Source organism: Lacticaseibacillus suibinensis, assembly GCF_003946175.1.
Taxonomy (GTDB): domain Bacteria; phylum Bacillota; class Bacilli; order Lactobacillales; family Lactobacillaceae; genus Lacticaseibacillus; species Lacticaseibacillus suibinensis.
In genome coordinates this window covers 23,355-49,946 of sequence record NZ_RHOK01000014.1, presented here as the reverse complement: position 1 = coordinate 49,946, position 26,592 = coordinate 23,355, and the positions used below count along the sequence as shown (strand labels likewise).

Genomic DNA, 26,592 nt, shown 5'->3' with positions numbered 1-26,592 from the left:
TCCTCTAAACAAAACGGCCAGACCATCTACTGGCCTGGCCGTTCTCATTTTACAGCAAGTATTTTGCGTCGGCCACCGCATCTTGACTGGTCAAAATCTTCGGCCCGTCATTGGTGATGACCAACGTGTGCTCATACTGAGCGCAATCCGAGCCATCGGCGGTGACGTAGTATTCCCAGTCATCATTCGGCACCTGCTTGGCTTTGATCTTCCAAGTGCCGGTGGTAATCATCGGTTCGATGGTGATGGTCATGCCAGCCTTCAGCCGCAAGCCATGACCGGGTTCGCCATAATGCGGCACATTCGGCGCTTCATGCATGGTCGGCTGAATGCCATGGCCAATCAGTTCGCGGACATCGCCGTAACCCATTTCATCTTCGGTGTAATGCTGAATGGCATAGCCGATGTCGCCAAGGCGATTGCCCACCACGGCCTGGTCAATGCCCAGATACAGCGCTTTTTTGGTCACATCCATGAGCTTTTGCCGCTCTGGGGAGATGTTGCCAACGGCGTAGGTCCAGGCGGAGTCGGACATGTACCCTTGCCAGTTAACCACGGTGTCCACGGTCACAATGTCGCCGTCTTTCAGGTCCAGCCCTTTGCGGGGCACGGAATGGGCCACTTCATCGTTGATGGCTACGCAGGTTGCGTACTTATAGCCTTCAAACCCGAGTTCGGCAGGAATGGCGCCGTGGCTTTCGATGTATTCGCGGCCAACTTTTTCAATTTCCCAGCTGGATACACCGGGCTTAATGATTTCAGCGACGGCATGGTGCATGCCAGCCAAAATGGCGCCGGACTTCGCCATGCCTTCAATTTCACGCTGTGATTTTAATGTAATCAAAAACTTGCATCTCCCTGTTTATTTGACGGAATCAACGTACTGAGCCAGCCCAGTGGCCAATGGCGTGTGAGTCATGAAGCCAAACTGGTCAATTTTGCTGGCATCGGCATAGGAATCATGAATATCTCCGGCCCGCTCTGGCTTGAAGCTGGCGTTCAGGCGCTTGCCGGTTAGGCTTTCAAGCTGCTTAGCCACGGTCATCAACGCGGTTTGCTGGCCGTTGGCGATGTTGAAGACATCGGCCTTAGCTGCGGGCGTGTGCAAGAGGCCGACAATGGCGCTGATGACATCCCCGACATAGACAAAATCGCGCGTTTGCGAGCCGTCACCGAAGAACGTGAAGGGCTTGTTGTTCATCAGGCTATCCATGATGATGGACAGCACGCCACTATAAGGGGACTTTGGATTTTGCTTTGGCCCGTACACGTTGAAGAATCGAACGCAGACCATCGGCATGTCATACAGCCGACTGTAGTTAATGATGGCGCGCTCAGTGGCGTACTTATCAACGGCGTACTGGGTCAAAGGCTGCACGGCTTGATCTTCCCGCTTCGGCATTTCCGGCAGCTCGCCGTATACAGCAGCGGAGCTGGAGAAAAACAGCTTCTTGAACGGAATCTGCTGGGCGCGCAGCGTTTCGATGATGTTCAGGTTAGCTTCTTGGTTGACCTGATGGGTTTCATACGGCCGCTCCACGGAGTCCGCCACGCTGGCAATCGCCGCCAGCAAAACGATGTAGTCGAACTGACCATCTACCAGCAATTGACTCATGAAAGCATGATCGGTAATCGAGTGTTCAATGAACGTTACCCGCGGCGAATCTGGAATGTTGCTTTTCAGCCCCATCGACAAATCATCCACAATGGTGATTTCGGCTTCCGGCTCGGTCAACAACTGTTCGGTCAGGTTCGAGCCAATAAAGCCCGCGCCGCCTGTCACTAAATACTTACTCATTTTTTCACTCCCTATGCGACTCATTACAATCCAGGATAAATCATAACACAACCCGGGAAAATAACGAAGACAGGCTGTGGAGCTGGGCACACTTAGCCCGACAGGTAGCCTAGCGTGAGGCATCGCCGTCCGGTTTTGACGGCGATGCCTCATGCGTAGCTACATGATCGGGCGTTGCCCAGCGCAGCGCAACTAGGACTGTGAGAATACAGCTATCTGTTCCTTGGACTATGAACCCCGCTGAAGCATAGTTGCGCTCCAGGTGGCTGACGCCTGAGCGATTTGATCAACTTCGCGTACAGGCTGACATGCGCCAGCTGCTACAATCTGAGGCTACTTGTTAGGCTTAGGCGGCCCCCTTCAGCAGCCTCTCTAGTCCTTTCCCTTGTTTTCTGCTATACTAATTCGGACAAATCGAACCTGAAAGGACGCAATATTCATGGCGACTGCAAAAATCGTATATGCCAGCATGACTGGGAACAATGAGGAAATCGCGGGCATCGTCGAGGAAGAGTTAGAGAACTACGGCTACGATGTCGAAACCACCGAGGTCTCACAGGCGATGGCCGAAGATTTCCAAGACGCGGATATCTGCGTGGTGGCGACTTACACTTATTCCGACGTCGGCGAAGGCGTCCTGCCGGATGAAGCGGTGGACTTTTTCAATGATCTCAAGACGCTTGATTTGAGCGGCAAGGTCTACGGTTGCTGCGGCAGCGGCGATCGCTTCTACGATGATTTCTGCACCAGCGTCGACGATTTCGACCAGGCGTTTGCGGCCACTGGCGCCACCAAAGGCGCGGCCAATGTCAAAATCGACTTGGCGCCAGAAGAAGACGATATTAAGGCGTTAGAGAAGTTTTGCCTGGACCTGAAGAACAAAGCCCAAAGCCTCTAATCCATCTGTACCACCCTGCCAGCCATCAGCGCTGGCTTTTTTGAATGGCGGCGATATAATGTGGAAAAATGATGGAGGACGCTGACATGAACCGATATATAGAACGACTATTGGCCGCAGGGGTTTACTCCCGGTTAATCAAACTAGCCTTGCACATTGCGGGAAACGTTAAGCGCACCAGGGGTCAAAAAGTGACGTTTACTCTGATTGCGGGCGGCTTCATCCTCATCGGCTTGCTGGCCTTGGCCGGGTTTGCCTTTGTCATCAGTCAGTTGCTAAAGTACGGTGATGGGGAAATTGGCCTGTACATGGCACTCGCGCTGCTTGGTGTCGTTGGCGTTTGGTTCGTCATCATCGGGTTAGCGTTAGTCAAAACTTACCGTCGGGCCTAAGCTCAACGCAAATACCGCCGTCCTCTACTGGATGGCGGTATTTTTTATTGTTGATGTTCTGCATATTTGGCTTCGACCGCTGGTTTTTGCGGCACCCACCAATCTTCATGGCTTTGATACCATTGAATCGTTTGTAGCAACCCAGCGCGAAAATCCGTCACCTGCGGCTGCCAGCCGAGTTCATTTTCGAGCTTGCTGGCATCAATCGCATAGCGCCGGTCATGGCCCGGCCGATCCGCCACGAAGTCGAAGGCATCGCTAGGCTGCCCCATCGCTTCAAGAATCAGCTGCATCACGGTCAGATTGTCCAATTGCTGATCGGCACCGATTAGGTAAGTTTCGCCAATCCGTCCGCGGGTCAAAATCGCCCAAATCGCCGCAGAATGATCCGCTGTATTAATCCAATCCCGCACATTGCGGCCGGTACCGTACAGTTTCGGCCTGCGCCCAGCGAGGATATTAGTGATGGTGCGCGGGATGAATTTTTCAATGTGTTGATAAGGGCCATAATTATTCGAGCAGTTAGAAAGCGTTGCCCGCACGCCGAAGCTGCGGGTCCAGCCGTGCACCAGCATGTCGCTGGCCGCCTTGGTCGCCGAGTAAGGGCTGGAAGGCAAGTAACGCGATTCTGGGGTGAACTTCCGCGCCGCAGTGTCAGACGTGGCCAGTGGTAAATCACCGTAGACCTCATCCGTCGACACATGGTGAAACCGCACCTCATACCGCCGCGCCGCCTCGAGCAGCGTGTAGGTGCCAATCACGTTGCTTTCCAGAAACGGCCGCGGATCGCGCAAGGCATTATCGTTGTGACTTTCCGCGGCGAAATGAACACAGGCATCGACCTGCGCCATCAGTTGATCCACCAAGGTGGCATCGCAAATATCACCCACCACCAGCTGAACCTGGTCGCCGAGCACCCCGGCCAAGTTGGCCCGGTTACCCGCATAGGTGAGCTTGTCTAACACAATCATGCTGACTGCTGGATGGTACTGCCGAACGTAGCGCACAAAGTTAGCGCCGATAAAGCCGGCGCCACCGGTCACGAGTAGTTTCATCTTGTTTCCCCCAGCCGTGCCAAGTCGTCTAGAAGCCGGTTGTCAATTGTGAATCAAGCCAAATCGTCATTAGGGCGGCGGTTATTTAAGTGTGAAGCGCAACTCAACCGGGTTGTGGTCAGAATACTTGAAGCCCGTGTCAATCACCTGAACCTGCTTAGCCTCGATATTCGGCGATAAGATGAAGCCATCAATCAACGTCTTGAAGCTGGTCTTGGGTGACCACGGTTTGTCCAGCCCTCGCGCAGACGGCACGGCCGCCGCGGCGAGTCCCTTTGTCGGCTGGTAGAAGCCAGCCGGCAGCTGATTCACGGGGAAAGGATGCGTCCAGGTCTGCGGCTTGGTACTGGTGTGGAACACCGCTGGCGCGTTCTTGATGACGCGGTGATTATAATCCCCGCCAACCATCACGTAGTTGCCGTCAGCGTAGGCCGCCACAATATACTTGAATAATTTCGCGAACTGCGCCTGTTGCACCGCCTGGTTCGGCGTGAAGGCCGACAAGTGTACGTTCACTAAGATCAGTGACTTACCATTGGCGACTGGCACCGTGCTCATGGAAAAAGCGCGGTCGAGATCCATCAGTTTGTTGTAGTCCGTATCCACTGGCAACTGGTAGCGCCGCGCCGCGCTGATCTTCGCCCTGCTGGTGGTGACCAACCCTGACTTAGCCGCGCCAATCGGTTGGGTGACCGGGAAGAAGAGGTACGCGGAGTCGTAGTTCTGCGCGAAGACCAAGTCGGAATTTGGCTGGCCCTTCGCCAGCAAGGCCACCTCATTCACGTGCCGCGACCGGTCGCCGTCGCGATCCACCTCTTGGTAAAACGCCACATCCGGGGCGACTTGCTGCGTGGTTTTCACTACGCCAGCCAGGCTGCGGCGCACCGCTGCGGCACTGTATGCTCGCGAGAATTTGCCGCCGTCCATGAAGAAGCTATAGCTCGGCGGATAACTCCCGTACCCAATGTTGTAAGTCATCGCCCGGTAGGTCTGCCCCGACTTCAACGTCTCGACCGCCGCGGCCTGGTCAACCTTCAGCGGCTGATCATCCGGCACCCGGTGGTAACTGGCGAACAGATACCCAACGTATCCAGCCACCACCAAAACCACCGCCCCGACGCCGATTCCAATACCCTTAGCTATTTTTTTGATCATCATACCCCCGCTGAAAATGCAACCTAACCGCCGCAACATGCTCCGCGCTCAATCACAAGGATTAAGCGCACATAACTGCCAACCACTCAGCGATGTTCCAGTCGCCGCTGCTTGAGCTGCTTTTGGTTGCGGCGCACAAAATCATGCACCTTGCCTTTACTCCCCTTAGCCCGACCGCCGTAATACTCCGCGACGATGGCATTTACCACGGCGCCAAGTAGCCACAACATGGCCATAAAGTCCAGCCACAGCAACAAGACAATCACCGTGCTTAAGGTGCCATAAGTCGAAATCCGGGTGCCAAAATAGCGCATGTACCAGGAAAACGCCTGCGATAGCCCCAGCCAACCGGCAATCGTGACCATACCACCAGGTAACACGGTCCAGAAGTGAATGCGTGCATTGGGCAAAAAGTAGTCGATGACCAGCACCACAATCGCCAGTGCCGACAATGTGACCGGCCAACGCCAGGTGTTAAAGGTCGCCAGCCATTGGGTTGACAACCCAAGTTGGGGCACCAGCCATTCCAAGAATTGCCGGCCAAAGGTAAAGGCCACCATGACGCTGCCCAGCAAAATCACCAGGGTAAAAATCATCAACATCGATAGCAGTCGTTGGACGAGATAATTTTGCTTGGCGTCGACTTCATAGGCTCGGTTAAAGCCAGTTTTCAAGCCGCTGACAGCCATCCCCGCAGTCCACAGTGTCACCACCCCAGCAACAGACAGGACACTGCCTGAACTGCTGGCAATCAGGTTTTGAATGATGGGATTGATAAAATTCATCACATCTTCGGGAATAATCTGGCCCAGGTAGCCTTGAATCTGATAATAGTTGAACCCAAACAGCGGCAGCAAGTTCCCGAACACAATGAACATCGGAAACAAAGACAGCAGCGTGTAATAGGCCAGCGCCGCCGCCATACTGCCGATTTGGGCATCCATGATGCGATCGATCATTAACTTAATCGCTTCACCGAGTTTAATGTGCCGTGCCACCGGCAGCGACGCCAGGGGCACCTGGCCGCTGTGCACCGCTTCTTTTTCCGCGGCGGTGAGTTTGGTGCTATGGACGCGCGGTGCTCCGTGCTTGGTTTCCTTGTTCATCACGGCGCTCCTTTCACGTTTGCATTAGTCCGCTTCAATTAAATTATAGCAAAATCCTCCCGCCGCGCGAAAGTGTCTGAAAATGTCGCGCGGGTTTAATGCCCATACTTGGCTACAAACGCCGCGTAATCATCAATCACTTGATGCAAGTAATCCTTCGCCCAATGCTGAATGGTTTCATCAAAGGTTTTATTCATGTACCCAGCGACAATGGCTGCCATGGGACTTTGCGCATGGGCCATCGCCAGCAGGTAGCCACAAACCCGGCCATACGCCGCATATTGCCGCCAGTCAAGGGTGCTGACGTCAATCGACCCCTTCATATCGCGGAATTGCCGGACATAGAAGCTCTTGCCGCTGAGATTGAACCAACCCAGGAAAGGATCGGAGGCCTTTTGCAAAATCTGCGTGGCCGCAATAATCCGCCGCCCTTCGCTGGCTTCCCGCTCCTGATCAATGGTAAGGTCATTCGGCGCCAATTCCCGCCGGCGCGGCAGAGCTTCTTTGACCTGTAGCACCAGATGACTCCCACCCAGTCCAGTCAGCAACACCAGGTAGCAGCTCGTACCAAAACTGCCAATGCCAACGCTGTGGCGAATGATGTCGGTGATGTGATACTGACCCAACAGCAGCGCCACATCCGCGCGGGTGGTTTGCTGGTACGCCAGCACGCCTTTCATCAAGGCGATCTCCAGACCCTGGTCGACATGCACCGACCGCGGCGCGTCGTCTTTGAACCGGCGCCGCTGGCCAACCAATTCGGTGAATTTCTTCACCGTGGCCTGGTTATCGCGCTTAGCGGCTTTGGCGGCCATGGTACGCACAAAGGCCGCGTCTTCTGCTGGCAAGTCGGCAATTAGCTCCTCAACCGGCGTGCTGGCATAGAAGCGTTCCAAAGCACCTTGCTTGAAGGCATTTTTCAGCGCTTTCCGGTAGGTACGCACGACATCTTGGACCAAATCATCCAACGCGGATTCCTCAAAATGCTGATCCGCGCCAAACAGATAGATGGAAGTCGTTAGACGTTTGACGTCATATTCGAAGGGATTCGGCGCCGCCTCATCGAAGTCGTTCAAATCAAATAAGAGCTGGCGCTCTGGGGAGGCGTAGAAGCCAAAGTTTTGCAGGTGAACATCCCCATCAGTTAAGACCCGCAGGCCAGATTGCGCCTCATGGCTTAAGTCATAGGCCATCAGCTCGGCCGTGCCGCGGAAAAACGCCGCTGGATTAGCCGCCATTTTGGCGTGGCGCTGCGGCAGGAGCTCTTTAATCAGATTGCTTTCAATGGCGTCAATGAACGCCACCGGATCCCGTTTAATCACCGGCCGCCGTCCCAGCGCCGTCACTGGCACCCGATTGCGGTGCGCCTTACCCAGTTCATGTAGCCCTTTGATTGAGGTGACGGTGGTTTGGGCTTGCAGTCTTTTGAGTTCTGCTGCCATATCTGCTTGCATGTGCTTGCCTCCATAAAAAATAGACTAGAGTTGCCTCTAGCCTACCACTTCTCAGGCGATTTTCTAACCAGCAATGGAATTGGCGATGGAAGGCGCTAAGCACACTGCCGCGGCATCTTCAGAAAAACGCTTATTAATGATGAAATCTTGAATCACGGCTTTGAGAATGTCGATCATCTGCTCGCGCGTGATATCGATGAAACCAGGCGCCATCAAGTTTGCAATCCCGGTAGCGACAATCCATAACCCCATAATCGTGTTGCGCTTTTCCGCATCGGTTAAGGGTTCGGCCAAAGCGTAAGTATCAAGGCGTTTCATGGCAGTGGTCATCGCGTATTCACGCATGTCGGTGACGCCGAAATGATCCTCCACGAACACCGCCCGGTACAGCACTGGGTTCTCCAGCGCGAAGTTGATGTAGGCCAGGCCCAGATCAACCACTGGATCCGTCGTGAAACGACGGGCAATTTTCGAAGCCAGGGTGGCTTTGATCTCGTCCATCACGGCTAGCTTGAGGTCTTGCATGTTACGGAATTCCAGATAAATCGGCTGCGTCGAGCACCCCATGCGCTTAGCAACGTTGCGCGCCGTGAAGCTTTTAAACCCTTCCTCGACCACTAAACCGAACGCCGCGGCCAGAATCTGCCCGTGCGTAATTGTTTTCTTTCTTGCCAAAAGTGTTCCCCCACTTTCTGGCCCCGAGACCACCCGGGGTCTCCCAATTCGTACTAACACTAACCTACTTAACACAATGTTATTTTACCAAAGAATATATAAAAGGCAAATATATTTATTAGAATTCTCTATGTTTGTTAACAACAAATGAGCCTTTGCGGCCCGTAGCGCGGCCATTATGCCAAACAGTTATTTATTCATCGTGTCCAGTCGTTATCTCAAGTCCTGTTCACCACCAGTGATGGACGCCTTCAGCCGGAACCGGTACAATATAAAAAAATGATTTGAATTGGAGGCATTCTCATGACTTTACCGCATTTTGCCGAACTGTTGCAAAAATACGCGACCCTGGCCGTCGACACCGGCGTCGGCGTCAAGCCTGGCGACACGGTTTACCTACAGATTGGCACGGATCAGCTCGCCCTCGCACACCTCATTACCGCCACGGCTTACCAGCGCGGTGCCGCCGAAGTCCAGGTCTGGTGGCAAGATGACTTCATCAAACGCCAAGACATGGCCAACCTCGCCGATGACCGGCTCGCTAACCAGGCGCCGCAAACCAGCGCCATGTTCAACTACTGGCTAGATCACAACGCCAAACGCATCACCGTGCACTCCGCCGACCCTGATAACTTGGCCGGCATCGACGCGACGCGCATCGCGGCTTACCAGCGCGGCTTCCAAAAAGCCTACGCACCGCTGAGCGATGCCATCTCTTCGAACCGCATCAGCTGGACCATCATTGGTGCCGCTTCCCCGAAGTGGGCGGCCAAGGTGTTCCCTGATGACGACCCGGAAACCGCATTGGATAAGCTCTGGGATGCCATTTTCAAAACCGTCCGCATCTACGCCGACGACCCGGTCACCGCATGGCATGCGCATGAGGAAGTGTTGCACAATAAGTCGGCCTGGCTCAACGCTGAACAATTCGATGCGCTGCACTACACCGCCCCTGGCACTGATTTGACCGTGGGCCTGCCGGCTGACCACATCTGGGCCGGCGGTAGCTCCCTGAATCCGCGGGGCGAAAGCTTCATGGCGAACATGCCCACCGAAGAGGTCTTCACTGCGCCTGACAATCGCCGCATTGATGGCACGGTTGCTTCAACCAAGCCGCTCTCATACTCCGGTAATATCCTCGAAGGCATGCATTTCACCTTCAAAGATGGGCAAGTGGTTACGGCTCACGCGGATAAAGGTGACGCGGTGCTCCAGCACTTGCTGGCCATTGACGGCGCCCGCAGCCTCGGCGAAATCTCACTCGTGCCAGATCCTTCCCCGATTAGCCAGTCCGGTTTGATTTTCTTCAGCACCTTGTACGATGAAAATGCTTCAGATCACATGGCGCTGGGCGCCGCTTATCCGTTCTCCATCAAAGGCGGGGTCGACTTAACTCCGGCAGAACTGACCGCCCGCGGCTTGAACGTTGCCGACACGCATGTGGACTTCATGATGGGTTCCGCCCAGATGAACATCGATGGCATCAAGCAAGATGGCACCATCATCCCAATTTTCCGCAATGGTGATTGGGCATAAGCTTAGTGTATGCGAAAACCCGTGCAGTGATGCACGGGTTTTCTTGTGGCCTCAAGTGCGATTAGTCACGCTTGCGGCGCTTGGTGAAGCCGAGGAGGCCCAATAGACCGAGGCCGAACAAGGTCAGTCCGCTGGCGACTTGACTGCCAGTTTGCGGTAAGGCCTGGTTTGAATTCGTGGTGGTCGAGCCGCCAGTGCTCAGGTTCGTCAGCTGACCGCCGCCAATCGAACCGGTGCCGGTACTGCCGGTGCCAGTGCTACCACCAGAACCGCCACCACTGTCGGGGTCTGGTTGGCTCGGGCTTGGATCAGGGTTCTGGTCACCACCGTCGCCAGAATCGAGTTTCGTGTAGGTGACCGTGATGGTTTCATCCGCAGGGAGGTCACTGAGTTCAGCCTCAAAGCTCTTTGCCTCTACCACGGTGAGGTTGGCTTCATAGCCTTCAATCTCTGGGACGGGATATTCATCATAGCCACCTTGCGCAGTGTGCACGAGACCATCAAAGAAGAAAAGCCGTGAATTGTTCGGCTGGACCGCGTCAGACCAGTCCCAATCCCAAGCAATGGTCTGAACCACGGCGTCAATTTCATTTTCCAAGCCTTCAAAGACAATCGTGCGCGTCGTTGTTTTGTGCACTCGCTTCAATGTGATACTTAGGAACTGAAAACCATCTTCCCTGTCGCCATTTGCCGATAAGTCGATGGCGGCAGCTGGGTCGGTTAATTCATAACCATGAGGAATATTCATGGTGGCTAAGGCAATCGTGGCCCCTGGCGCGCCGGTCAAGACCTGCCAGCCAACCTGTTTTGCATTGAGATCATCAAACAGGTGGACAATGGTCGTACTGAGGATACCTTCAACGAGTCGATAAGTATCCGCATAACCCCCACCGTATATTCTACTGAATTGATGGCCGGTGCGCTCACCCTGCCAATGCTGTCCCACCGGCAAATCGACGTTGTCTTCTAGCACAGTCTGGTCACCTACTGTGAGTTCGGCCAACTGCGGTGAGTTGCGTATCATTTGATTGGCGCTCGGAGTCCTCACGATGTCAAAATTTGCAATATTCAGACGCTTCAATTCTGGCATAGCAGAAAAGGTATTCTGCAAATAGGTTTCGGCGATGTGCCAGTTTGAAAGATCGACCGATTCGAGGCGGGTCCCGTATAGAAACCGATCTAGGTCGTAAACCTGATTGACATTCCAGTTTTCAAGTTCTAACTGGGTGAGGCTAATGCAACCTTCAAACATGGACCACATTTCGCCAACGTTACTCATATCCCAGCTTGCCACATCCAGGCTGGAGACGGCATAATTACCGGCAAACATGTTGCGGGTCGTCGTCGCGCGGCTGAGTTTCAAGTGATTGAGCCCTTCATAGTGCGTCACCTGACTAAACCCGGCGAACAGGAAGCTGCTGTCCGCTGGCGCTGTAATATCGCCGGTGATAACGACAGATTCAACGGTATTCGCGATTCCCGCCCAGGGCGATTGCATGCCCGTGTCCTCGCCGACGCCACCTTCAAGGGTCAACACGCCCTGATTAAAAGACCAGCGCACATCACCCCATTAGCTCACTAACTCGCCAATTTCGAAGCGTGCGGTTGCGGCCGTTTGCTGAGTATCAGCCGCGTTGTCGCCTGCAATTGGTTCTGCTCCGGCCTGCGCCTCTGCCTCCGCCTCCTCAACTTGAGGGCTAGTTGCTGGCGTCGTCGGCGCAGCTTCAGGCGCGGTGATTTCAGCCTCCGTGTTCTCCTCAGCCGTGTCATCAGACTCCGCCGTTGCCGCTTCGTCACCAGCCGGTAAAAGCGTCACCCCGTCACTCGGATGCTCTGGTGCAGTGATCATGGGTGAAACTTCAGTCGTGGTCGGTTCACTTCCCACTTCAGCTGCATGCGCCGTGAGTGGTGCCATTCCCCCCAGGATGGCAGAGCTCATCAATACTGTCAGGCCGAGCGATGCTGCCAAGCGCACGCGGCGGCGTTCTTGCTTACTCATCTTGCACTTCCTTTCACTTACACTTATCAATGATATAATCTCTTACAAATATAATTGTAAATGATTACCCCTATTTGCTGTCCATTGGGAAGGGTGGCGGGCATGAAAAAACCTGACCGAAGGCGGATCGGTCAGGTCGTGAATTAATAAGTTAGTTTTTGAAACTATGAATTGGCGCCGGAATTTGGCCCCCCCGGGAGACGAAGCTGCTAGCATCCCCGTCATTGACCGCCATGATCGGAGCGCGGCCAAACAACCCGCCAAAGTTGATTGAATCGCCGACAGTTTTACCTGGCACGGGAATCACGCGTACCGCAGTGGTTTTGTTGTTGATCATGCCAATGGCGGCTTCATCGGCAATCATGCCGGCAATCGTAGTGGCCGGGGTGTCGCCAGGAATGGCCACCATGTCCAAACCCACGGAGCACACAGCGGTCATCGCTTCAAGCTTCTCCAGCGAAATTTGCCCGGCTTCGGCGGCCTTAATCATGTTGGCATCTTCCGAAACCGGGATGAACGCCCCGGACAAACCACCCACGCGTTCGGCGGCCATGACACCGCCTTTCTTCACCGCGTCATTGAGCAACGCTAAGGCGGCGGTCGTGCCAGGCGTGCCGACATGAGATAAGCCCAAGGTTTCGAGAATCTCCGCTACGGAATCACCGCGCGCTGGGGTCGGGGCGAGCGACAAGTCGACAATATTGAAGGGCACGTGCAGGCGTTCGGCGGCTACTTTGCCAACGAATTGGCCCATGCGCGAGACTTTGAACGCCGTCTGTTTGATAATTTCGCAGATTTCCTCAAAGGAAGCGTCAGGCCGGTCCGCGATGGCGCGTTGGACCACCCCTGGCCCGGAGACGCCTGTGTTGATCGCCACATCGCCTTCGGAAACGCCCCAGAAAGCGCCGGCCATGAACGGATTATCCTCCACGGCGTTGGCGAAAACCACCAGTTTCATCGCGTTGACTGGGTCGATGGCCGCGACCTGTTTGACCACCTCACCCATGATTTTCACGGCATCCATGTTCAAGCCGTTGCGGGTGGAGCCGACGTTCACCGAGCTGCACACGCGCTCGGTAGCGGCGAGGGCTTCAGGAATGCTAGCCATCAGCGCTTTGTCTGCCGGGGTGCAACCGGCTTGCACCGTGGCGGAATAGCCACCAATCAGATCAACGTTCACGGCCTTGGCCGCAGCATCCATTGCCTTCGCGAACAGTGGAAAATTCGGGTGCGGATCGCTCCCGGCTAGCAGCGCCACCGGAGTCACACTGAGGCGTTTGTTGACGATGGGAATGCCGAATTCATTTTCGATTGCGTCGGCGACTGGCACCAACTGCGCCGCCTGCGTCGTGATTTTCGCATAGATTTTCTGTGCCGTGGTTTTGCTATCGCCGGTGATGCAATCCAGCAGCGACAGGCCCATGGTGATGGTGCGGATGTCGAGGTTTTCCTCGCTGATCATCTGAATGGTTTCTTTGATCTGCTGCGTTTCCATCGCGACCTCCTACAGTTTGTGCATCGCGTCGAAAATTTCTTGCCGCGCGATTTTGACGTCGACGCCGATGCTGGTACCTAGGTCCTGCAGTTCGGCTTTGGTGCTGGTGAAGGCGGCGGCTTCTGGCAGCTGTGCCAGCAGCATCATGGTGAACGCCCCTTGCATAATGGTTTGCGACACATCAAGGATGTTCACATTCAAAGCAGCGAGTTTCGTGGTGACCGCGGCGATAATGCCCACTTTATCGGTGCCGATGACGGTGATGATAACTTGCATCGTGAGACCCCTTTTCCTGATATTGCTATCAGTTTAGCATAATGCCTCGCTGCGCGGGCGGCCAAAAACAGCACCGAGAACTGAAAAAAGCCGCCGCAGCGGCTTTTCAGCAATAATATGGTCTGGCAATAAAGTCAGACGCGATTTTGATTTGACCAGTTTTCGCTCCCGTAGCCAGCGCCAGCGCCGCGCGCCCCACCGCTTGAAAATGGTGGTCAATGGTTGAGATGCCAAGGAGCGCACTGGACACTTGGTTCTCCTGCCCCATCAAGCCTGGCAGCGGCAGGTTGTTTTGCTGGTAGTAATCATGAACCCCCAAGGCGATGTCATCGCCGTTAGCAAAGACGAAATCGGCGCCGTTCGCAGCGAACAAGGCCCCGGCTTTAAGCCCATCGGCATAGGCCATCGAACCAATCCAGGTTAACTCGGCGGCAGGCGCGGCGCCGATGACGCTGGTATACGCCTGCACCATAGCACTGGCCGTTGCGCTGACATTCGGGTCACGCGGCAGCATCAGCCCGACTCGCTGATAACCAGCTTGCCTAATCCAGGCAAAGGCTTCATGATAACTGGCCTGCCGATCCGTAAAAGCAGCAGGAATGGTGACTGACCCTGGATCTTGACAAACCACCACCGGGCCAAACGCCTGCGCCGCCGCAATTTCGCTAATGGGCATGCTATGCGAAGTGAAAATCAGGCCATCAAACGCGTGCTGGCGGAGCTGCTCAAGATAGCGGCGCTCAAGCTTGGCATCATAATCTGTCGGCAGTAGCGTGACTTGGTACCCTTCCTCAAAGGCTGCCTTCGTGATACCTTTGACCAGCGTGGTGTAATACGGGTGGGCCACCATGGCTAAAGCGACGCCAATTTTCTTGGTGTGGCCACTGCTGAGATCGCGCGCCACCGCGTTTGGTACATAATTCAGCTGCTGCATCACTTGCTCAATATGGTCCCGCACGGCCGGCGAAACGTATTTCCGGTGATTGAGCACCCGCGACACGGTGGACACCGAATAGCCACTCTCCCGGGCAATATCACGAATATTGGTCATGTTGATCCCTCCGCCCTTTAGTTTAACCGAAGTGGCCAGCCCTCGCTAGTTGAGCACGGTCTGGACATACTTGTGCGCGGCGGCGCTGGTCAACGGCCATGCCGCCGTTCGTGCGCGCTTAGCCACCTGGGCCAACAAGTTTTCAGCCACCTCGGATCCATAATCGTTGGGAATGAGCAAAGCCAACAAGTGCGAAATCGCTTGGCCGCTGCCCGTTTCGCCCCACCGCACTGGTTGACTCAAATTCAAGCCCACCACCTGCGGCGTGGCGATGTTTTGACCACTGGCAAAAATCAAAGCGGTCTCGGCTGCGACAAAGTGAGCCCCTTTCACTTCACTCGCCAGCAAACTCGCATGCACACCGGTTACATTCAAATTGAAGCGCCGCGCCAAGGCCTCAGCGCTTTGCCGCAAAGCGGACAATTCAGAAGGTGCGGTCAGCTTCAGTGCAATGAGTGGTTGTCGTACCATCGTGTTTAGCATATTGCATACCCCTTTCAGTTCACCCCGGCGACTCACCGCGGTTTGAATCGCTTCTATTCAACAAGGTGAGTGTAAGCTGTGGGACGCGTTTCAGGTCAAGGCGACGAACCAAACTTTTTTCGGCTGCCTCAAAAAGGCCTCATGGCTTGCGGTGAAACCGCAAGCCATGAGGCCAAGGTGATTGTAATAGGTTATTCCGCGCGCAATGCGATAGCAGCGTCTTTCTTCGCGGCCATCCGGGCAGGAACATGTCCACCCAGCAGGGTCAGAATCGTGGAAATCAGCACTAGGATGATGGCGTGCACCGGATTCAGCACCGCCACGCCGCTCAAGCCAGTGACATTAGCCAAGACGGCATTGATCGGGAACGTCAACAGCCAAGCGACGAAAATCCCAAACAAGCCAGCGCCAAAGCCCAGGATGAAGGTTTCGGCATCGAACACCCGGGTGATGTCTTTCTTCCGAGCCCCCAAGGCTTTGAGCACCCCAATTTCTTTGGTCCGTTCCAAGACTGAGGTGTAGGTGATGATGGCAATCATGATCATCGAAGTGACCAAGGAAATGCCCGCGAAGGCCACCAGGACGTAAGTAATGGCGTCCATCAAACCACCAGTCATATCAGAGACCGTGCCTGCCAAGTCGGTGTAGATGACCTTGTCCGCCTTGGCCTTGCCTTTGTTCCACTTATCCAGATAAGCCAGCACCTTGTCTTTTTGCTTAAAGGTGGTGGGATAAATCTGCACAGAAGTTGGCGTGGACACGCCGCCCAGCGTAGTCATAACGGCAGTGCGGGTCGCTTGATCCATTTGCTGGCCGGTCATGATGTTGGTGGTGCTTTGCTTTTGGGCGGCCACAATCGCCGAGGATTTATTTTCATCCAGCACTTGCTTGGTTAAAGCGGAGCTGTAGGCAATCCCTGACGCCAGCAAGCCATCGGAGTTCTTGGACTTCACCCGCACAATCCCGGCGATGTGCAAGGTTACGGTGTTGCTTGAGGCAGCGGCTTTGCTCAAATCTTGCGTGGGCAAATAGGTTCCGGTTGGCAGCTTGGAGTAGTAATCATCATTCGCCACCAACTGAACCGAAGTGCCGATCAGGTCGTTGAAGTTGAATTTCTGACCTTCCTTGACGGAGAAGCCCAGGTTCTTCAGCGCATTGATGTTAACGGTGTTCTTCTTATCGACCACCAGCACAATATCCGTGGCCTTCGTCGGGTAGCGGCCGCTGAGCAGCTTGTAATACGTCTGCAGGAACGTTTTACCGCTACTGGTACGCTTCACCGGATAGACACTGCCGCCAACACCAGTGGACGCCGCCATCATGGCACTGGCATCTACGCTGGAACTGTCCGGATTGCTGGTCGAAAAGCTAACGGTTTGGTACTTGCCAGCCACTTTGCGCACCAAGTTCATGCCGGTGCCATAAGTGACCGCGATGCTGCGGGCGTCTTTGGTCGGCATCTTGTCGATGTAATCCAGATAACTCTGGGTCAACTTGTTCGTGTGTTGCGCCTTGTCGGCTGCACTCTTTTCCGCGGTGATTGTTGAAGACTTCGAGAAGGTCTTGGTTTCAGTCCCCGTCATCATTGCGTTGGTGTCAGTGCCCACCTGCGAAATCGTGACCGGCATCGAAGCCATGGCCTCACTTTGGGTCTTGTCGATTTGCTTTTGGAAGCCGTTGGACAACGCTAGTACCACCGCGATGCCGATAATCCCGATACTGGAGGCGAACACAGTGAGGAAGGTACGGCCTTTTTTAGTGCGAATGTTAGTCGCGGAGAGCTTTAAGGCCGTCCAATAGCTCATCTTGGTGTGGTTAAGTTTGAAACCGTCTTGCTTCTCGCTTTCCACATGGGGATTGGAGTCGTGCTTAATTTGTCCATCGGCAAATTCAATCACCCGGTCAGCGTATTTATGCGCTAGCTCGGGGTTATGCGTCACCATGATCACCAAGCGCTCCTTGGAGAGCTCCTTGATCAGTTGCATGATTTCTTCGGAGGTCTGGGAATCCAGTGCGCCGGTCGGTTCATCAGCCAGCAGGATTTCTGGGTCATTGGCGATTGCCCGGGCAATCGCCACCCGCTGCATCTGACCACCAGAGAGCTGGCTTGGCTGTTTGTGCATGTGGTCCTTGAGCCCAACACGAATCAACGCGTTTTCGGCGCGTTTTTGCTTCTCAGCAGCGGGCACGCCAGATAAGGTCATCCCCATCTCCACATTTTCCATAATGGACAAATGGGAAATCAGATTATATGACTGAAAAATGAACCCCACCGAATTATTCCGATAGGCATCCCAGTCGGCATCTTTGAAGTCTTTGGTGGACTTGCCTTTGATCACCAGATCGCCGGAATCATACCGGTCCAGGCCACCGATGATGTTGAGCATCGTCGTTTTCCCGGACCCGGAAGGCCCAAGAATGGCGACGAATTCCTGCTTACGAAAAGCCACAGAAACATCATCTTGCGCCTTCGTGAGGGTGCCGCCGACGTGATAATATTTCTTGATATGTTTAAGTTCTAGCACTTGAGCACTTCCTTCATCTTTATTGGTTGATTTCATCATACGCGTTTGGCTGCCAATCAACCAAGTACAAGTTCCGATTATGACAGGTTGTCGCTTTGGCGACCTCCGCCTCAAGACTGATTCGCGTTATCTTTTCACAAAAAAAGATGAGGCGTTAACCTCATCTATTCGGACTTCCGGTGGGCCAAGCAGCCAGCCGCCGCTATCGCCGCGCCTGGTGCCTGCGCAGTGCCAACCACCCGCCGAGCATGGCCAAGCCCACAAAACTGGCCAAACCAAGCATCAACCAGTGCAGCGGGCGCCAGTACGCCCAGACCGCGGTACGCAAGCCGGGCACTGGCCAAATCAGCGCAATCAGCATCAGACCTTCAACTAGGCCTAACAGCACGACCAGCCCGATGCCAATCCGCATCACGAGGCGCATAAGCAACCCTCCTCACCGGCGGCTGGTGATCAACGCTACAGACAAGTCGACTAGCTGGCCGCCTTGCCCCGACCGCCGAAAACGCGAACGAGTAACGAAATGACGAAAACCACCACCGCGGCGCCGATGATGGCGGGAATGATGGCCATTCCGGCAACATTAGGCCCCCAGTTGCCGAGCAGATTGCCACCGACCCAAGCGCCGAGCAGGCCGCCAATCAGGTTGCCAATCCAGCCCCCAGGGAGATCACGGCCAACAATCATCGAGCCAATGGCCCCGATGACGGCACCGATAATCAGCACCCAAATGAAATGTAACATGGTCTCACTCCTTTCACCGTTAAGTGCCGGCAGGACTTTCCTGCCTAGCTTGAGTGTATCGAATCCCGCGCGGCAAAAGTATTAATATGCTTATGATTTCAATAATTTGCTTATGACAAAGAGCCACTGTTACCAGTGGGTCCAAGTGGTCAAATCAGGTTAAGGTTAGCGATAAAGCACTCGGCACACCAACCAAGTGCTTAAAGCAATGCCGCCAAGCATCACGATTAATCGCGCCAGAAAACAGTTTAAGGCCACCCAGTGGGTTAATGCGGCTGGTGCCACTGCCCACAGCAGCAAAGCCGCGATGACGAGCAACACCGCCGCCAGCGGCAAACCGCGGAGCATCATTTTGATATCTGCCGCGGATAAACTGGCCCCGAGATTGATCAAGAAGACGCCGACCAGCCAGGCCAGCGCCCAACGCCAATCTGGGTTGAAGGTAGCCTGGTTGATCAAAGCGAGCGGCACCTGCGGCCAGAACACATACCGCGCGGTGATGAGCTCGAGGGTACCACTGACCCACAGCGGCGCCCCGCCGGCGAAAAACAAGCCGAAGCGCTGCCACAGAGATTTTTGCCGAAACCGGAGCGTCACGTGGCCCGCGGAACTCGCTTGCGGACTATCATGCACCGAAAAGTCCGCAATCTGCATTCCAAACAATCGGCCCAGCAACGCGTGGCTCAGCTCATGGAGCCACAGTCCGGGCTTGGTGAGCCATAGTTGGCTACTATTTTTCCCGCGGACATTGACTAGGTGCTGGATGGTGGCGGTATTGAGCCATGAAAGGCCCAACGCCCCTGCCACTAACAGCAATAACGTTGCCCCAGCAGTTTGGATGATGATCATGGCTGCACCTCCTAGAACACAAACGGGGCTGTGACAAAAGGCGGTTTTGGAGCCGACAGGTAGCCTAGCCATCTACCAAGTCCGAACTTTGGACTCGGTGGATGGCGTAGCTAGCTGCTCGGCTCCGGCCTTTTGGCACGTAACTCTGCTGGAATATTCGGAGTGAATGTAGGGGCTGTGACATTTGTCACAGCCCCAAGCGATGCAACAAGCCGGACTCGAACCGGCCACCTACAGTTTAGGAAACTGTTGCTCTATCCAGATGAGCTATTGTTGCAGACAAGTACCAGTTTAACCAATTCATCAACCATCGGCAAATGAAATTGCCGGGGAGAAAAGTTAAATTTGGTCCTGCGAAGCAGCAATCTGTGCCCACATTTTCTTCATGCGGCGTTTCTTGCTCCAGCCAATCAAAATCATCATCAGCTGGGAATTACGCTTCTTCATCGTTTCGGCGTAATCCACGTCTTCTTGATAGCTCACTTCGGTCCGGCCATCTTCAGTCGGGCGCAGTTCATACCTCGTGTGATACGTGTCTGGGCCAGCAAAGGAGTCGAAAGCGTAGGTTTGATTCTGCACAATCTTAGTAATCTTGATGCGAATGCTACCGCGCGGACCCATTGACTTGCGATATTCATAGCCTTGCAACATCGCTGGAGTCAGCGTCTGCCCATTTTCATGGTTAATATCATAAAGCACGGAATCAATAATGCGCTGATAGAAAAACGCCACTGGGGCGTCAACTGTATCTGTAACCTTCATGGAAAAAGCCTCCGAAACTAGCGGTCCCCCGCCGACTTGTATACACTATTATAGCCATATTGAAAGCGAAATCGCAAACAGGCTCAGGTTGCTGGGACCGAGCGGATAAAAAGACAACGCGCCACTTATTTCGCCTTGCGCTTCCCTTTATTCTTCCGATCCCGCAACCGATTCTTCTTGTGGGCTTTCTTGGGTGCTGGCGCAGCCGTTTCGCCAGTGGCATGCGCATGGCGCTGCGCTGCCGGCGTGTTTGGTTGCGCTGGCGACACCAACTTGGCTGGGCGGGCTGGTTTGGCCTGTTCGACCGGCGCCTCGGTGCTCATTTTACCGTCATTCAAATAGCCCCGGACAATCTGATACTGGGGCACTAGCCGGCGCAAATCACGCAGGTCATGATCATCGCCGAGGGTGATGACCATCCCCGCCGCCCCCATCCGGCCGGTCCGGCCTGAGCGATGAATGTAGGCTTCCGGCCGCGTTGGCGTCTGGTAATTGATTACCGCCGGCAGGTGCGGAATATCTAGGCCCCGGCCGGCCAGATCCGTCACCAGCAGCAAGGTCACTTTGCCTTTGCGAAACGCGTTTAAGGCGTTCGCCCGGGTGGTGGCGCGGTCGGTGCGGTTCAGCACCGCAAACTTGACGCTTTGATGGCTCAGCGTGCGCGCCACCTTCATCATCACCGCGTTTTGATTGAAGAACACCAGCGCCTGGAACTTGTCGAGATGGGCCAAGTGCCTGAGCCAGACTTCGCGGTGCGCGTTATCAGTTTGGACAAAATAATGCGTGACCGCCCCTTGGGTATGGTCAATCGCCCGCACATCAACGCGCTCAACGGCCTGCCCAAACCACTTAGCCAACTCTTGAAACATGGGGCTATCGGTGGCGGAGAAGAAGCCCAGCTGCACATCAGCCGGCGCCGCTTGCGCCAATTCGCGCACCTGGGACAGACCTGGTTCACGCAGCATTTCGTCGGCCTCATCGATCACCAGTGTCTGTAGCCGGGCCAGACTCACACGACGCGAATCCACTAGCTCCAGCAGGCGGCCGGCTGTCGCCACAATCACCTCTGGATGCTGCTTCAGCACCTCCAGCTGGCGCTTGACGTTAGCCGAGCCGGTCACCCCTTGCAAATTCAACCCGGCCGCTTTCGCATACGGCCGCAGCACATCACGGGTTTGAATGGCCAGCTCTTGGGACGGGGCTAAAATCAGAAGCTGGAGGCCGTCATCTGGCACCAGCTTCTCCAGCAAAGGCAGGCCAAAAGCGAGCGTTTTGCCAGAGCCGGTGGGAGCCAGGCCGACGACGGACTGATCTTGTTTAAGCGGTTGGTAAACCGCCGTTTGAATCGGTGTTTCTTCAGTAAAGCCGGCCGCTTGCCACAACGGCTGAAAAATGGATGCAATTGCCATGTTTTCTCCTTACCCTATTGCGGGTCGTTGCCAAATTTGATGGTGGTGGTCCCGCGCAAGTCGCCGAGCACCTGATGAACCTGCTTCGCAAGGCGCCATTGCCGCTCAAAAGCGGCCTGATCGTGCGTTAGCAGGGCGTGAGCAAAATACCGCGCCTCGTCCACCATCGGGTTCGCCGGTTGCGCCACGTGCAAGTCGTCGGTTTCCGCGCCAACCAGCCTTAGTTCATCAAGGCTACCGGTGGCCCCGAGTTGCAGCGTCGTTTTGCCAAAATGGATTTCACTGCTGGCGCTGGTGTTGTAGTTTTTGCCGAGTATGAGATTGACGTCGACATCGGTGTAGTGCAAATGGGCCACCCCGCCGCCGTCGACCCCGCTGGCCAGCATGCTTGGCAGATACTCAACTTGCTCCGGCACCCCGAACCAAGCCACCGCCGCATAGACTGAGTACACGCCCAAATCCATCAGTGCCCCGCCGCCAAAGCGTGGGGAGAAAATGTTGGGATTTTCGCCGGCCAGATAGGCATCATAACGGGAAGAATATTTGGCATACACCAGTGTCGCCCCAGTCAAAGTTGCCCGCCGCTGTTGCACGAGGGCGGTGATCTTGGCGAAGTTGGAATCATAGACATGCCGCGCCGCCTCAAAAATCAGGCATTCCGGATGTGCGGCTTGCGCGGATTCGATCAAAGCCAGTTGACTGGGGTGCGTCACCATTGGCTTTTCAACAATCACATGCTTGCCAGCGGTTAGCGCCGCCGCGGCTTGCTCGGCATGCAGGCCATTGGGGCTAGCAATATACACCACGTCGAGGTCGCTGGCGAAAAATGCTGGCAACTCGGTGTAAAGCGTCGCCTCATGGGTCTTGGCCGCAAACGCGGCGGCCGTAGCCTCATGCCGCGAGTAGATGGCGGTGAGCTGATAGTCACCAGTACTTTCGGCGGCTTCGACGAATTGTTGGGTAATCCAATTGGTCCCAATGATACCTAATTTCATGACGCACCTTCCTTTCACATAGCTTCATTCTACCATCTCACCGGCTGCGTTGCCGCCTGCCTTTTTTTGAAATATTTCGCTCATATTATTGTAAACAGAAATATAACCGGATGTAATACTCAGCGTGCTATGATAAGAGCATCAGAGTAAGGGGTTGCTCAAACCACACATCAGGGAGGGATGATGGGTATGGCGTCGTTTTTCAAAAAAATGGTCAACTCAATCGAAAAAAAGGTGCCGCATCGTAAACCCGCGCACCCAGCACCCACTGCCGTTGAGGCCTTGGCGCTGCAGTACACGGGCAAATACGCCTTTTTGGACGAGCTGACACATAAAACCCACCAGCTGATGATTTCCCCTGCCCTCAACATCAAAATTGATGGCAGCACCCTCCCTGGCACGGTTACTGGCATCACCACCGACAAGCTGACCTTTCTCGATCACTACGGCTACCAGCTCATCATCACTGCTGACAGCGCTGGGCCCGCCACAATTTACGACGAGGCGGAAGACGCCACCTACCAAATTATTAAACCCACGACTGACAATTAAAAAATGGATGACCCGCAGCGTTGCGGATCATCCATTTTTAGTTGCGGTTGCAACCTTCTATTCAAGATTATTTTGGGCCTGTTTCGGTAAGTCCACCGCATCAACGGCTTCCCAGCTCGTGACCCCTTTTTTCGTGTTATACACCAGCTTGAGATAAGCCCCGCGGCGCAGCGGCCGGGATTTGTTGGCGTTAAAGGTCAGGGTTTGGCGCTTGCCTTTGTCATCGTACCCAGTCAGTTCATAGCGATAATCGGCATAAACATTGCCGGCTTTGTCCCGTTGATTGATTTTCGTGCCGGCAGTGGTGATTTTCGTGTAGTAGGTCGTGCCACCATAGTTGGTGACTTCATACCATTTGAAACCGCCAAAGGCCAAGGCCACAAGCAAAACCAACGCAATCAAGAATTTTTTCATCGTTCTTTCACCTCATCCATGATTATCGCAGGGTTAACCTTTGGCAACCATCGATTCGGCGAACAGTGAGTGACAATTCTGTTAGTTGGTGAGCTGGGCTTTGAAGGCCTTCGTTGTGGCCAAATAGGCAACAGCCGTGTAATCTGTCCCGGCTGCTTTCAGCGTGCCGCTTTGCCAATACTGGGCCTGCTTGCCGGGATGGCCGCCAATCTGCCAGCGCGGCGCTGAAGAAGCCACTTCGGTCAAATCCGACAGCACCTGCTTGCTGCCCATCAAGACAAAAGGATGTGTGGTGTAACGCTGCAGCTCCACGATAAAGGCCCGAACCTTCGCCGCCACCACGGCCTTTTTCGGCGGTTTATTCGCATACTGGCCATAGAAAGCGACTTGAATGCCGATGGGCAAGGTCCCTAGATTTTTCCCGACTTTGGTGGCAAAGTACCGCGCTTGAACGGCAGGATCGCTGTCAAAGCTGAAGTAATGGTAAACGCCCACGGCTAGCCCGCTGCCGGTGGCCTGCTCGTAGTTGGTGCTGTACGTGTCATCGAAAAAGCTCGCGCCTTGCGTCCCTTTGAGATACACAAAGCGCAAGCCCTCGCTTTGGAGCGCCTGGAAATCGGCGTTACCATCGCTTTGGCTGACCACCACCCCGCGCACCGCATACTTGGCCACACCGGTGCGCCGCTGGCTCCACAGCCAGCCGCCGAGGCCCACTGCTGCCAGCAAGGCGACGACTGCGGCCACCAGCAGCCAGCGCCGCCGCTTGCGGTAAGTATTTGAATAGATGGGACGTTTTCGTCTCGGCACCGTGAAGGTCTCCTTTCGCCAAATTGGCCTTTGCATAAAGTTTATTATACCTAAGCCACCCGCTAATGGCATTCTTCCTGTAAAATAAACAGTGCATAGCGCAATTAATCAGTCCAAAGGCTGATTAACTCCTGTCCAAACTCGCTATGATATGGACATCAGCAGTAAGGAGGAGAAGATGTTAGATGAACGGCTGATTGGCACTACCTTCACCCTGACTCACGATGGGCCAGGCGATGTTGCGCTTTATGGCATTCATTATCATTACCACGTATTAGACCAAGCTAAAAGCGGCGATTTAGTGGTCGTCGTCCGGGCAGAGGCGTTGGGGCTGAGCGTGCGTAAGGCAAGCGAAACGTTAGTGTTTTGACCTGCCACACATAAGGAGGAATTAAAAATGGTTAGTATCATTATTTGGGCAATTGTTTTAATTATTGTCATCTTGTTTGTGATTATGTTGTTCTCCAGCGTGGCCATTATCCACACTGGTGAGGTCGGCATTGTGGAACGGTTAGGGAAATACGTGCAAACGCTGGAACCAGGTTTTCATGTGGTGCCGCCGTTCATCTATCGCATCACTGAAATTGTGAACATGAAGCAAATTCCGTTGAAAGTCGACGAACAAGAAGTCATCACCAAAGATAACGTCGTGGTGCGCATTTCCGAAACCTTGAAGTATCATATCACCGACGTTAACGCCTATGTTTACCAAAACAAAGACTCCGTGCTGTCCATGGTACAAGATACCCGCGCCAACTTGCGCGGCATCATTGGGAACATGGATCTGAATGATGTCCTCAATGGCACCGAGACGATTAACCAAACCCTGTTCCAGCAAATCGCCACCACCACCGCCGGCTACGGCCTGAACGTCGATCGCGTCAATATCGACTCCATCCAGGTGGACAAAACAATTCAAGAATCCATGAACAAACTGCTCCGTGCTTCCCGGGAAAAGGAAGCCAACATCATGGAAGCGGAAGGTTTGAAGCAAGCCGCCATTGCTAAGGCCGAAGGGGAAAAGCAATCTGACATCCTGCACGCGCAAGCCAGCAAGGAAACCCAGATTCTGGACGCCCAAGGGAAAGCCGAGAGCCAACGCTTGATTGCCGAAGCGGTCCGCGATCAAATCAACTCCATCAACGAAGGGTTGGAAAACCATGGCGAACTTTACCTCACCTACAAGAACGTCGAAGCGCTTGAAGCTTTGGCCAAAGGTGATGCCAATACGGTCGTAATGCCAAGTACCGCCATTGACTCCTTGGGTCAAATCCCAGCGGTTGGCAAACTGCTCAAACAAGAAAGCAAATAGTCCTCATCAGGACGACACAGCCCGCCAGCATCCGGTTGACCCGGAAGCTGGCGGGCTGTTTTGGGCTTTTAGGCAGATGAGTTGACCCGGGCCGCTTAGTTTGGATAATAACGGCGAGGTGATCAAGATGACAACAACGCTAACGCTCATTATTCCCACGTACAATCTCGGCAGCTATTTCGCCGGTATGTTAGGCGCCTTGCAGCGCCAAACCCGGCCATTTGACTTGTGGCTAGTCGATGATGGTTCAACTGACGGCACCGCGAACCAGGCAGAGGCTTTCACCCGCGGCATCCCCAATTTTCACCATTTCGCGTTTCCCCAGCATCAAGGCGTGTCGGCAGCCCGTAATTATGGGCTGGCGCGCGCGACAACGGAAGCGGTCGCCTTTATCGATGGCGATGATCTGATTGCTGAAGACTTCGTGCAAACACTGGCAACCGCCATGTCGCCGGCGGTCAGCGCGGTGGCGGTCGGTTACCGCTGGTTCCGCACGCCGCCAGTGGCCACAGGGGAGCAGCGTCTTGATCAAGCTGCCATGTTCGAACAAGTCAGCCATCATGGCACGGCCATTGGCGGCTATGTCTGGAACAAGGGGTTTCGCCGCGCTGCCATTACCGCAGCCAACTTGCAGTTCGACCCTACGCTGCAACTGGCGGAAGATTACTGGTTCACCGCGAGCTTTGTTGCGCATACCCCAGGGCCATATGTGTACTTGCCGGCGGTGCGCTACACCAAAAGAAATCGGCCTAACAGCACTATTCACCGCGCCGGCTTTCAGGCTCGGGCTCAAGAAGACGCCGTGTTTGAACGCATTCGCCGGCTGCGCGAAGAGCTCGGCCGGTAAGTT

29 protein-coding genes and 1 tRNA gene are annotated in these 26,592 nt (G+C 54.6%); 7 read left to right on the top strand and 23 right to left on the bottom strand.

Annotated elements, in window-relative coordinates; genetic code table 11:
* Positions 1-49: 49 nt before the first annotated feature.
* Both map and EKM90_RS08385 read right to left on the bottom strand, forming a co-directional pair.
* The gene (map, locus tag EKM90_RS08390; protein WP_125581610.1) at positions 50-844 is read right to left on the bottom strand and encodes a type I methionyl aminopeptidase; all 795 of its coding nucleotides are present in this window, start codon (positions 842-844) and stop codon (positions 50-52) included.
* An 18-nt stretch (positions 845-862) separates the two neighbouring features.
* Positions 863-1,798 (bottom strand): NAD-dependent epimerase/dehydratase family protein, encoded by a 936-nt coding sequence (locus tag EKM90_RS08385; RefSeq protein ID WP_125581608.1) that lies wholly within the window; start codon positions 1,796-1,798, stop codon positions 863-865.
* 439 nt (positions 1,799-2,237) lie between these two features.
* Between EKM90_RS08385 and EKM90_RS08380 the strand changes: the two genes are divergently transcribed.
* Both EKM90_RS08380 and EKM90_RS08375 read left to right on the top strand, forming a co-directional pair.
* Positions 2,238-2,696 (top strand): flavodoxin, encoded by a 459-nt coding sequence (locus EKM90_RS08380; protein ID WP_125581606.1) that lies wholly within the window; start codon positions 2,238-2,240, stop codon positions 2,694-2,696.
* Between the two features lie 86 nt (positions 2,697-2,782).
* On the top strand, positions 2,783-3,088 hold the full coding sequence (locus EKM90_RS08375; RefSeq protein ID WP_125581604.1) for a hypothetical protein: 306 nt from the start codon (positions 2,783-2,785) through the stop codon (positions 3,086-3,088).
* Positions 3,089-3,132: 44 nt separating this feature from the next.
* Here EKM90_RS08375 and rfbB read toward each other — a convergent pair whose 3' ends face one another.
* The 5 genes from rfbB to EKM90_RS08350 all read right to left on the bottom strand — a co-directional run bounded on the left by rfbB (position 3,133) and on the right by EKM90_RS08350 (position 8,533).
* Positions 3,133-4,143, bottom strand: a complete 1,011-nt coding sequence (gene rfbB, locus EKM90_RS08370) for a dTDP-glucose 4,6-dehydratase (RefSeq protein WP_125581602.1) — start codon at positions 4,141-4,143, stop codon at positions 3,133-3,135.
* Positions 4,144-4,224: 81 nt separating this feature from the next.
* Entirely contained in the window at positions 4,225-5,295 is a 1,071-nt protein-coding gene (locus tag EKM90_RS08365) for an endonuclease/exonuclease/phosphatase family protein (protein ID WP_125581658.1), read from the bottom strand.
* Positions 5,296-5,384: 89 nt separating this feature from the next.
* Complete coding sequence (locus EKM90_RS08360; RefSeq protein WP_125581600.1) at positions 5,385-6,404, bottom strand: YihY/virulence factor BrkB family protein; 1,020 nt, start codon at positions 6,402-6,404, stop codon at positions 5,385-5,387.
* A 95-nt stretch (positions 6,405-6,499) separates the two neighbouring features.
* Positions 6,500-7,858 (bottom strand): DUF2252 domain-containing protein, encoded by a 1,359-nt coding sequence (locus EKM90_RS08355; protein WP_125581598.1) that lies wholly within the window; start codon positions 7,856-7,858, stop codon positions 6,500-6,502.
* 63 nt (positions 7,859-7,921) lie between these two features.
* Entirely contained in the window at positions 7,922-8,533 is a 612-nt protein-coding gene (locus EKM90_RS08350; protein WP_125581596.1) for a TetR/AcrR family transcriptional regulator, read from the bottom strand.
* Between the two features lie 303 nt (positions 8,534-8,836).
* Between EKM90_RS08350 and EKM90_RS08345 the strand changes: the two genes are divergently transcribed.
* On the top strand, positions 8,837-10,069 hold the full coding sequence (locus EKM90_RS08345) for an aminopeptidase (RefSeq protein ID WP_125581594.1): 1,233 nt from the start codon (positions 8,837-8,839) through the stop codon (positions 10,067-10,069).
* Positions 10,070-10,130: 61 nt separating this feature from the next.
* Here the strand turns inward: EKM90_RS08345 and EKM90_RS08340 are convergent, their stop codons facing one another.
* From EKM90_RS08340 to EKM90_RS08275, 14 genes are all read right to left on the bottom strand, one after another.
* Entirely contained in the window at positions 10,131-11,567 is a 1,437-nt protein-coding gene (locus EKM90_RS08340) for a BspA family leucine-rich repeat surface protein (protein ID WP_125581592.1), read from the bottom strand.
* A gap of 72 nt (positions 11,568-11,639) precedes the next feature.
* Complete coding sequence (locus tag EKM90_RS08335; RefSeq protein ID WP_125581590.1) at positions 11,640-12,068, bottom strand: hypothetical protein; 429 nt, start codon at positions 12,066-12,068, stop codon at positions 11,640-11,642.
* 151 nt (positions 12,069-12,219) lie between these two features.
* On the bottom strand, positions 12,220-13,563 hold the full coding sequence (locus tag EKM90_RS08330; RefSeq protein WP_125581587.1) for a PFL family protein: 1,344 nt from the start codon (positions 13,561-13,563) through the stop codon (positions 12,220-12,222).
* Between the two features lie 9 nt (positions 13,564-13,572).
* Positions 13,573-13,839, bottom strand: a complete 267-nt coding sequence (locus EKM90_RS08325) for an ACT domain-containing protein (RefSeq protein WP_125581585.1) — start codon at positions 13,837-13,839, stop codon at positions 13,573-13,575.
* A gap of 106 nt (positions 13,840-13,945) precedes the next feature.
* Positions 13,946-14,890 (bottom strand): LacI family DNA-binding transcriptional regulator, encoded by a 945-nt coding sequence (locus EKM90_RS08320; protein WP_125581583.1) that lies wholly within the window; start codon positions 14,888-14,890, stop codon positions 13,946-13,948.
* A 45-nt stretch (positions 14,891-14,935) separates the two neighbouring features.
* Complete coding sequence (locus EKM90_RS08315; protein WP_164507919.1) at positions 14,936-15,361, bottom strand: PTS sugar transporter subunit IIA; 426 nt, start codon at positions 15,359-15,361, stop codon at positions 14,936-14,938.
* A gap of 203 nt (positions 15,362-15,564) precedes the next feature.
* Positions 15,565-17,898, bottom strand: coding sequence for an ABC transporter ATP-binding protein/permease (locus EKM90_RS08310; protein WP_125581579.1), 2,334 nt, complete (start codon positions 17,896-17,898; stop codon positions 15,565-15,567).
* Positions 17,899-18,100: 202 nt separating this feature from the next.
* Positions 18,101-18,322, bottom strand: a complete 222-nt coding sequence (locus tag EKM90_RS08305; RefSeq protein ID WP_125581577.1) for a hypothetical protein — start codon at positions 18,320-18,322, stop codon at positions 18,101-18,103.
* A gap of 50 nt (positions 18,323-18,372) precedes the next feature.
* A complete protein-coding gene (locus EKM90_RS08300; RefSeq protein WP_125581575.1) occupies positions 18,373-18,642 on the bottom strand; it encodes a GlsB/YeaQ/YmgE family stress response membrane protein in 270 nt (89 codons plus the stop codon).
* Between the two features lie 165 nt (positions 18,643-18,807).
* Complete coding sequence (locus EKM90_RS08295) at positions 18,808-19,491, bottom strand: hypothetical protein (RefSeq protein WP_125581573.1); 684 nt, start codon at positions 19,489-19,491, stop codon at positions 18,808-18,810.
* A gap of 203 nt (positions 19,492-19,694) precedes the next feature.
* A tRNA-Arg gene (locus tag EKM90_RS08290) sits at positions 19,695-19,768 on the bottom strand.
* Positions 19,769-19,830: 62 nt separating this feature from the next.
* A complete protein-coding gene (locus EKM90_RS08285; RefSeq protein ID WP_125581571.1) occupies positions 19,831-20,253 on the bottom strand; it encodes a DUF3284 domain-containing protein in 423 nt (140 codons plus the stop codon).
* A 125-nt stretch (positions 20,254-20,378) separates the two neighbouring features.
* Positions 20,379-21,662, bottom strand: a complete 1,284-nt coding sequence (locus EKM90_RS08280) for a DEAD/DEAH box helicase (protein ID WP_125581569.1) — start codon at positions 21,660-21,662, stop codon at positions 20,379-20,381.
* Positions 21,663-21,676: 14 nt separating this feature from the next.
* Positions 21,677-22,657: a Gfo/Idh/MocA family protein gene (locus EKM90_RS08275; protein ID WP_125581567.1), complete on the bottom strand. Its 981-nt coding sequence runs from the start codon at positions 22,655-22,657 to the stop codon at positions 21,677-21,679.
* A gap of 189 nt (positions 22,658-22,846) precedes the next feature.
* On the opposite strand from EKM90_RS08275, the gene EKM90_RS08270 reads away from it, so the two are divergent.
* Positions 22,847-23,209, top strand: a complete 363-nt coding sequence (locus tag EKM90_RS08270) for a DUF4828 domain-containing protein (RefSeq protein WP_125581565.1) — start codon at positions 22,847-22,849, stop codon at positions 23,207-23,209.
* Between the two features lie 57 nt (positions 23,210-23,266).
* On the opposite strand, the gene EKM90_RS08265 is transcribed toward EKM90_RS08270, so the two are convergent.
* On the bottom strand, positions 23,267-23,623 hold the full coding sequence (locus EKM90_RS08265; RefSeq protein ID WP_125581564.1) for a YxeA family protein: 357 nt from the start codon (positions 23,621-23,623) through the stop codon (positions 23,267-23,269).
* An 81-nt stretch (positions 23,624-23,704) separates the two neighbouring features.
* Entirely contained in the window at positions 23,705-24,430 is a 726-nt protein-coding gene (locus EKM90_RS08260; RefSeq protein ID WP_164507918.1) for a GH25 family lysozyme, read from the bottom strand.
* Positions 24,431-24,608: 178 nt separating this feature from the next.
* Here EKM90_RS08260 and EKM90_RS08255 point away from each other — a divergent pair, with 178 nt between their 5' ends.
* From EKM90_RS08255 to EKM90_RS08245, 3 genes are all read left to right on the top strand, one after another.
* Complete coding sequence (locus EKM90_RS08255; protein WP_125581562.1) at positions 24,609-24,800, top strand: hypothetical protein; 192 nt, start codon at positions 24,609-24,611, stop codon at positions 24,798-24,800.
* A gap of 27 nt (positions 24,801-24,827) precedes the next feature.
* Positions 24,828-25,742 (top strand): SPFH domain-containing protein, encoded by a 915-nt coding sequence (locus tag EKM90_RS08250; RefSeq protein ID WP_125581561.1) that lies wholly within the window; start codon positions 24,828-24,830, stop codon positions 25,740-25,742.
* Between the two features lie 127 nt (positions 25,743-25,869).
* Positions 25,870-26,589 (top strand): glycosyltransferase family 2 protein, encoded by a 720-nt coding sequence (locus tag EKM90_RS08245; protein ID WP_125581560.1) that lies wholly within the window; start codon positions 25,870-25,872, stop codon positions 26,587-26,589.
* Positions 26,590-26,592 lie beyond the last annotated feature (3 nt).

Bases quoted from the DNA above. Each gene is read 5' to 3' on its own strand.
- EKM90_RS08335 (WP_125581590.1), bottom strand. From the start codon at position 12,068: ATGAGTAAGCAAGAACGCCGCCGCGTGCGCTTGGCAGCATCGCTCGGC.
- EKM90_RS08355 (WP_125581598.1), bottom strand. From the start codon at position 7,858: ATGCAAGCAGATATGGCAGCAGAACTCAAAAGACTGCAAGCCCAAACC.
- EKM90_RS08295 (WP_125581573.1), bottom strand. From the start codon at position 19,491: ATGATCATCATCCAAACTGCTGGGGCAACGTTATTGCTGTTAGTGGCA.
- EKM90_RS08360 (WP_125581600.1), bottom strand. From the start codon at position 6,404: ATGAACAAGGAAACCAAGCACGGAGCACCGCGCGTCCATAGCACCAAA.
- EKM90_RS08275 (WP_125581567.1), bottom strand. From the start codon at position 22,657: ATGAAATTAGGTATCATTGGGACCAATTGGATTACCCAACAATTCGTC.
- EKM90_RS08385 (WP_125581608.1), bottom strand. From the start codon at position 1,798: ATGAGTAAGTATTTAGTGACAGGCGGCGCGGGCTTTATTGGCTCGAAC.
- EKM90_RS08320 (WP_125581583.1), bottom strand. From the start codon at position 14,890: ATGACCAATATTCGTGATATTGCCCGGGAGAGTGGCTATTCGGTGTCC.
- EKM90_RS08265 (WP_125581564.1), bottom strand. From the start codon at position 23,623: ATGAAAAAATTCTTGATTGCGTTGGTTTTGCTTGTGGCCTTGGCCTTT.
- EKM90_RS08380 (WP_125581606.1), top strand. From the start codon at position 2,238: ATGGCGACTGCAAAAATCGTATATGCCAGCATGACTGGGAACAATGAG.
- EKM90_RS08250 (WP_125581561.1), top strand. From the start codon at position 24,828: ATGGTTAGTATCATTATTTGGGCAATTGTTTTAATTATTGTCATCTTG.
- EKM90_RS08325 (WP_125581585.1), bottom strand. From the start codon at position 13,839: ATGCAAGTTATCATCACCGTCATCGGCACCGATAAAGTGGGCATTATC.
- EKM90_RS08270 (WP_125581565.1), top strand. From the start codon at position 22,847: ATGGCGTCGTTTTTCAAAAAAATGGTCAACTCAATCGAAAAAAAGGTG.
- EKM90_RS08285 (WP_125581571.1), bottom strand. From the start codon at position 20,253: ATGAAGGTTACAGATACAGTTGACGCCCCAGTGGCGTTTTTCTATCAG.
- EKM90_RS08245 (WP_125581560.1), top strand. From the start codon at position 25,870: ATGACAACAACGCTAACGCTCATTATTCCCACGTACAATCTCGGCAGC.
- EKM90_RS08305 (WP_125581577.1), bottom strand. From the start codon at position 18,322: ATGCGCCTCGTGATGCGGATTGGCATCGGGCTGGTCGTGCTGTTAGGC.
- EKM90_RS08340 (WP_125581592.1), bottom strand. From the start codon at position 11,567: ATGCAATCGCCCTGGGCGGGAATCGCGAATACCGTTGAATCTGTCGTT.
- EKM90_RS08300 (WP_125581575.1), bottom strand. From the start codon at position 18,642: ATGTTACATTTCATTTGGGTGCTGATTATCGGTGCCGTCATCGGGGCC.
- EKM90_RS08315 (WP_164507919.1), bottom strand. From the start codon at position 15,361: ATGGTACGACAACCACTCATTGCACTGAAGCTGACCGCACCTTCTGAA.
- EKM90_RS08280 (WP_125581569.1), bottom strand. From the start codon at position 21,662: ATGGCAATTGCATCCATTTTTCAGCCGTTGTGGCAAGCGGCCGGCTTT.
- EKM90_RS08345 (WP_125581594.1), top strand. From the start codon at position 8,837: ATGACTTTACCGCATTTTGCCGAACTGTTGCAAAAATACGCGACCCTG.
- EKM90_RS08375 (WP_125581604.1), top strand. From the start codon at position 2,783: ATGAACCGATATATAGAACGACTATTGGCCGCAGGGGTTTACTCCCGG.
- EKM90_RS08255 (WP_125581562.1), top strand. From the start codon at position 24,609: ATGTTAGATGAACGGCTGATTGGCACTACCTTCACCCTGACTCACGAT.
- EKM90_RS08330 (WP_125581587.1), bottom strand. From the start codon at position 13,563: ATGGAAACGCAGCAGATCAAAGAAACCATTCAGATGATCAGCGAGGAA.
- rfbB (WP_125581602.1), bottom strand. From the start codon at position 4,143: ATGAAACTACTCGTGACCGGTGGCGCCGGCTTTATCGGCGCTAACTTT.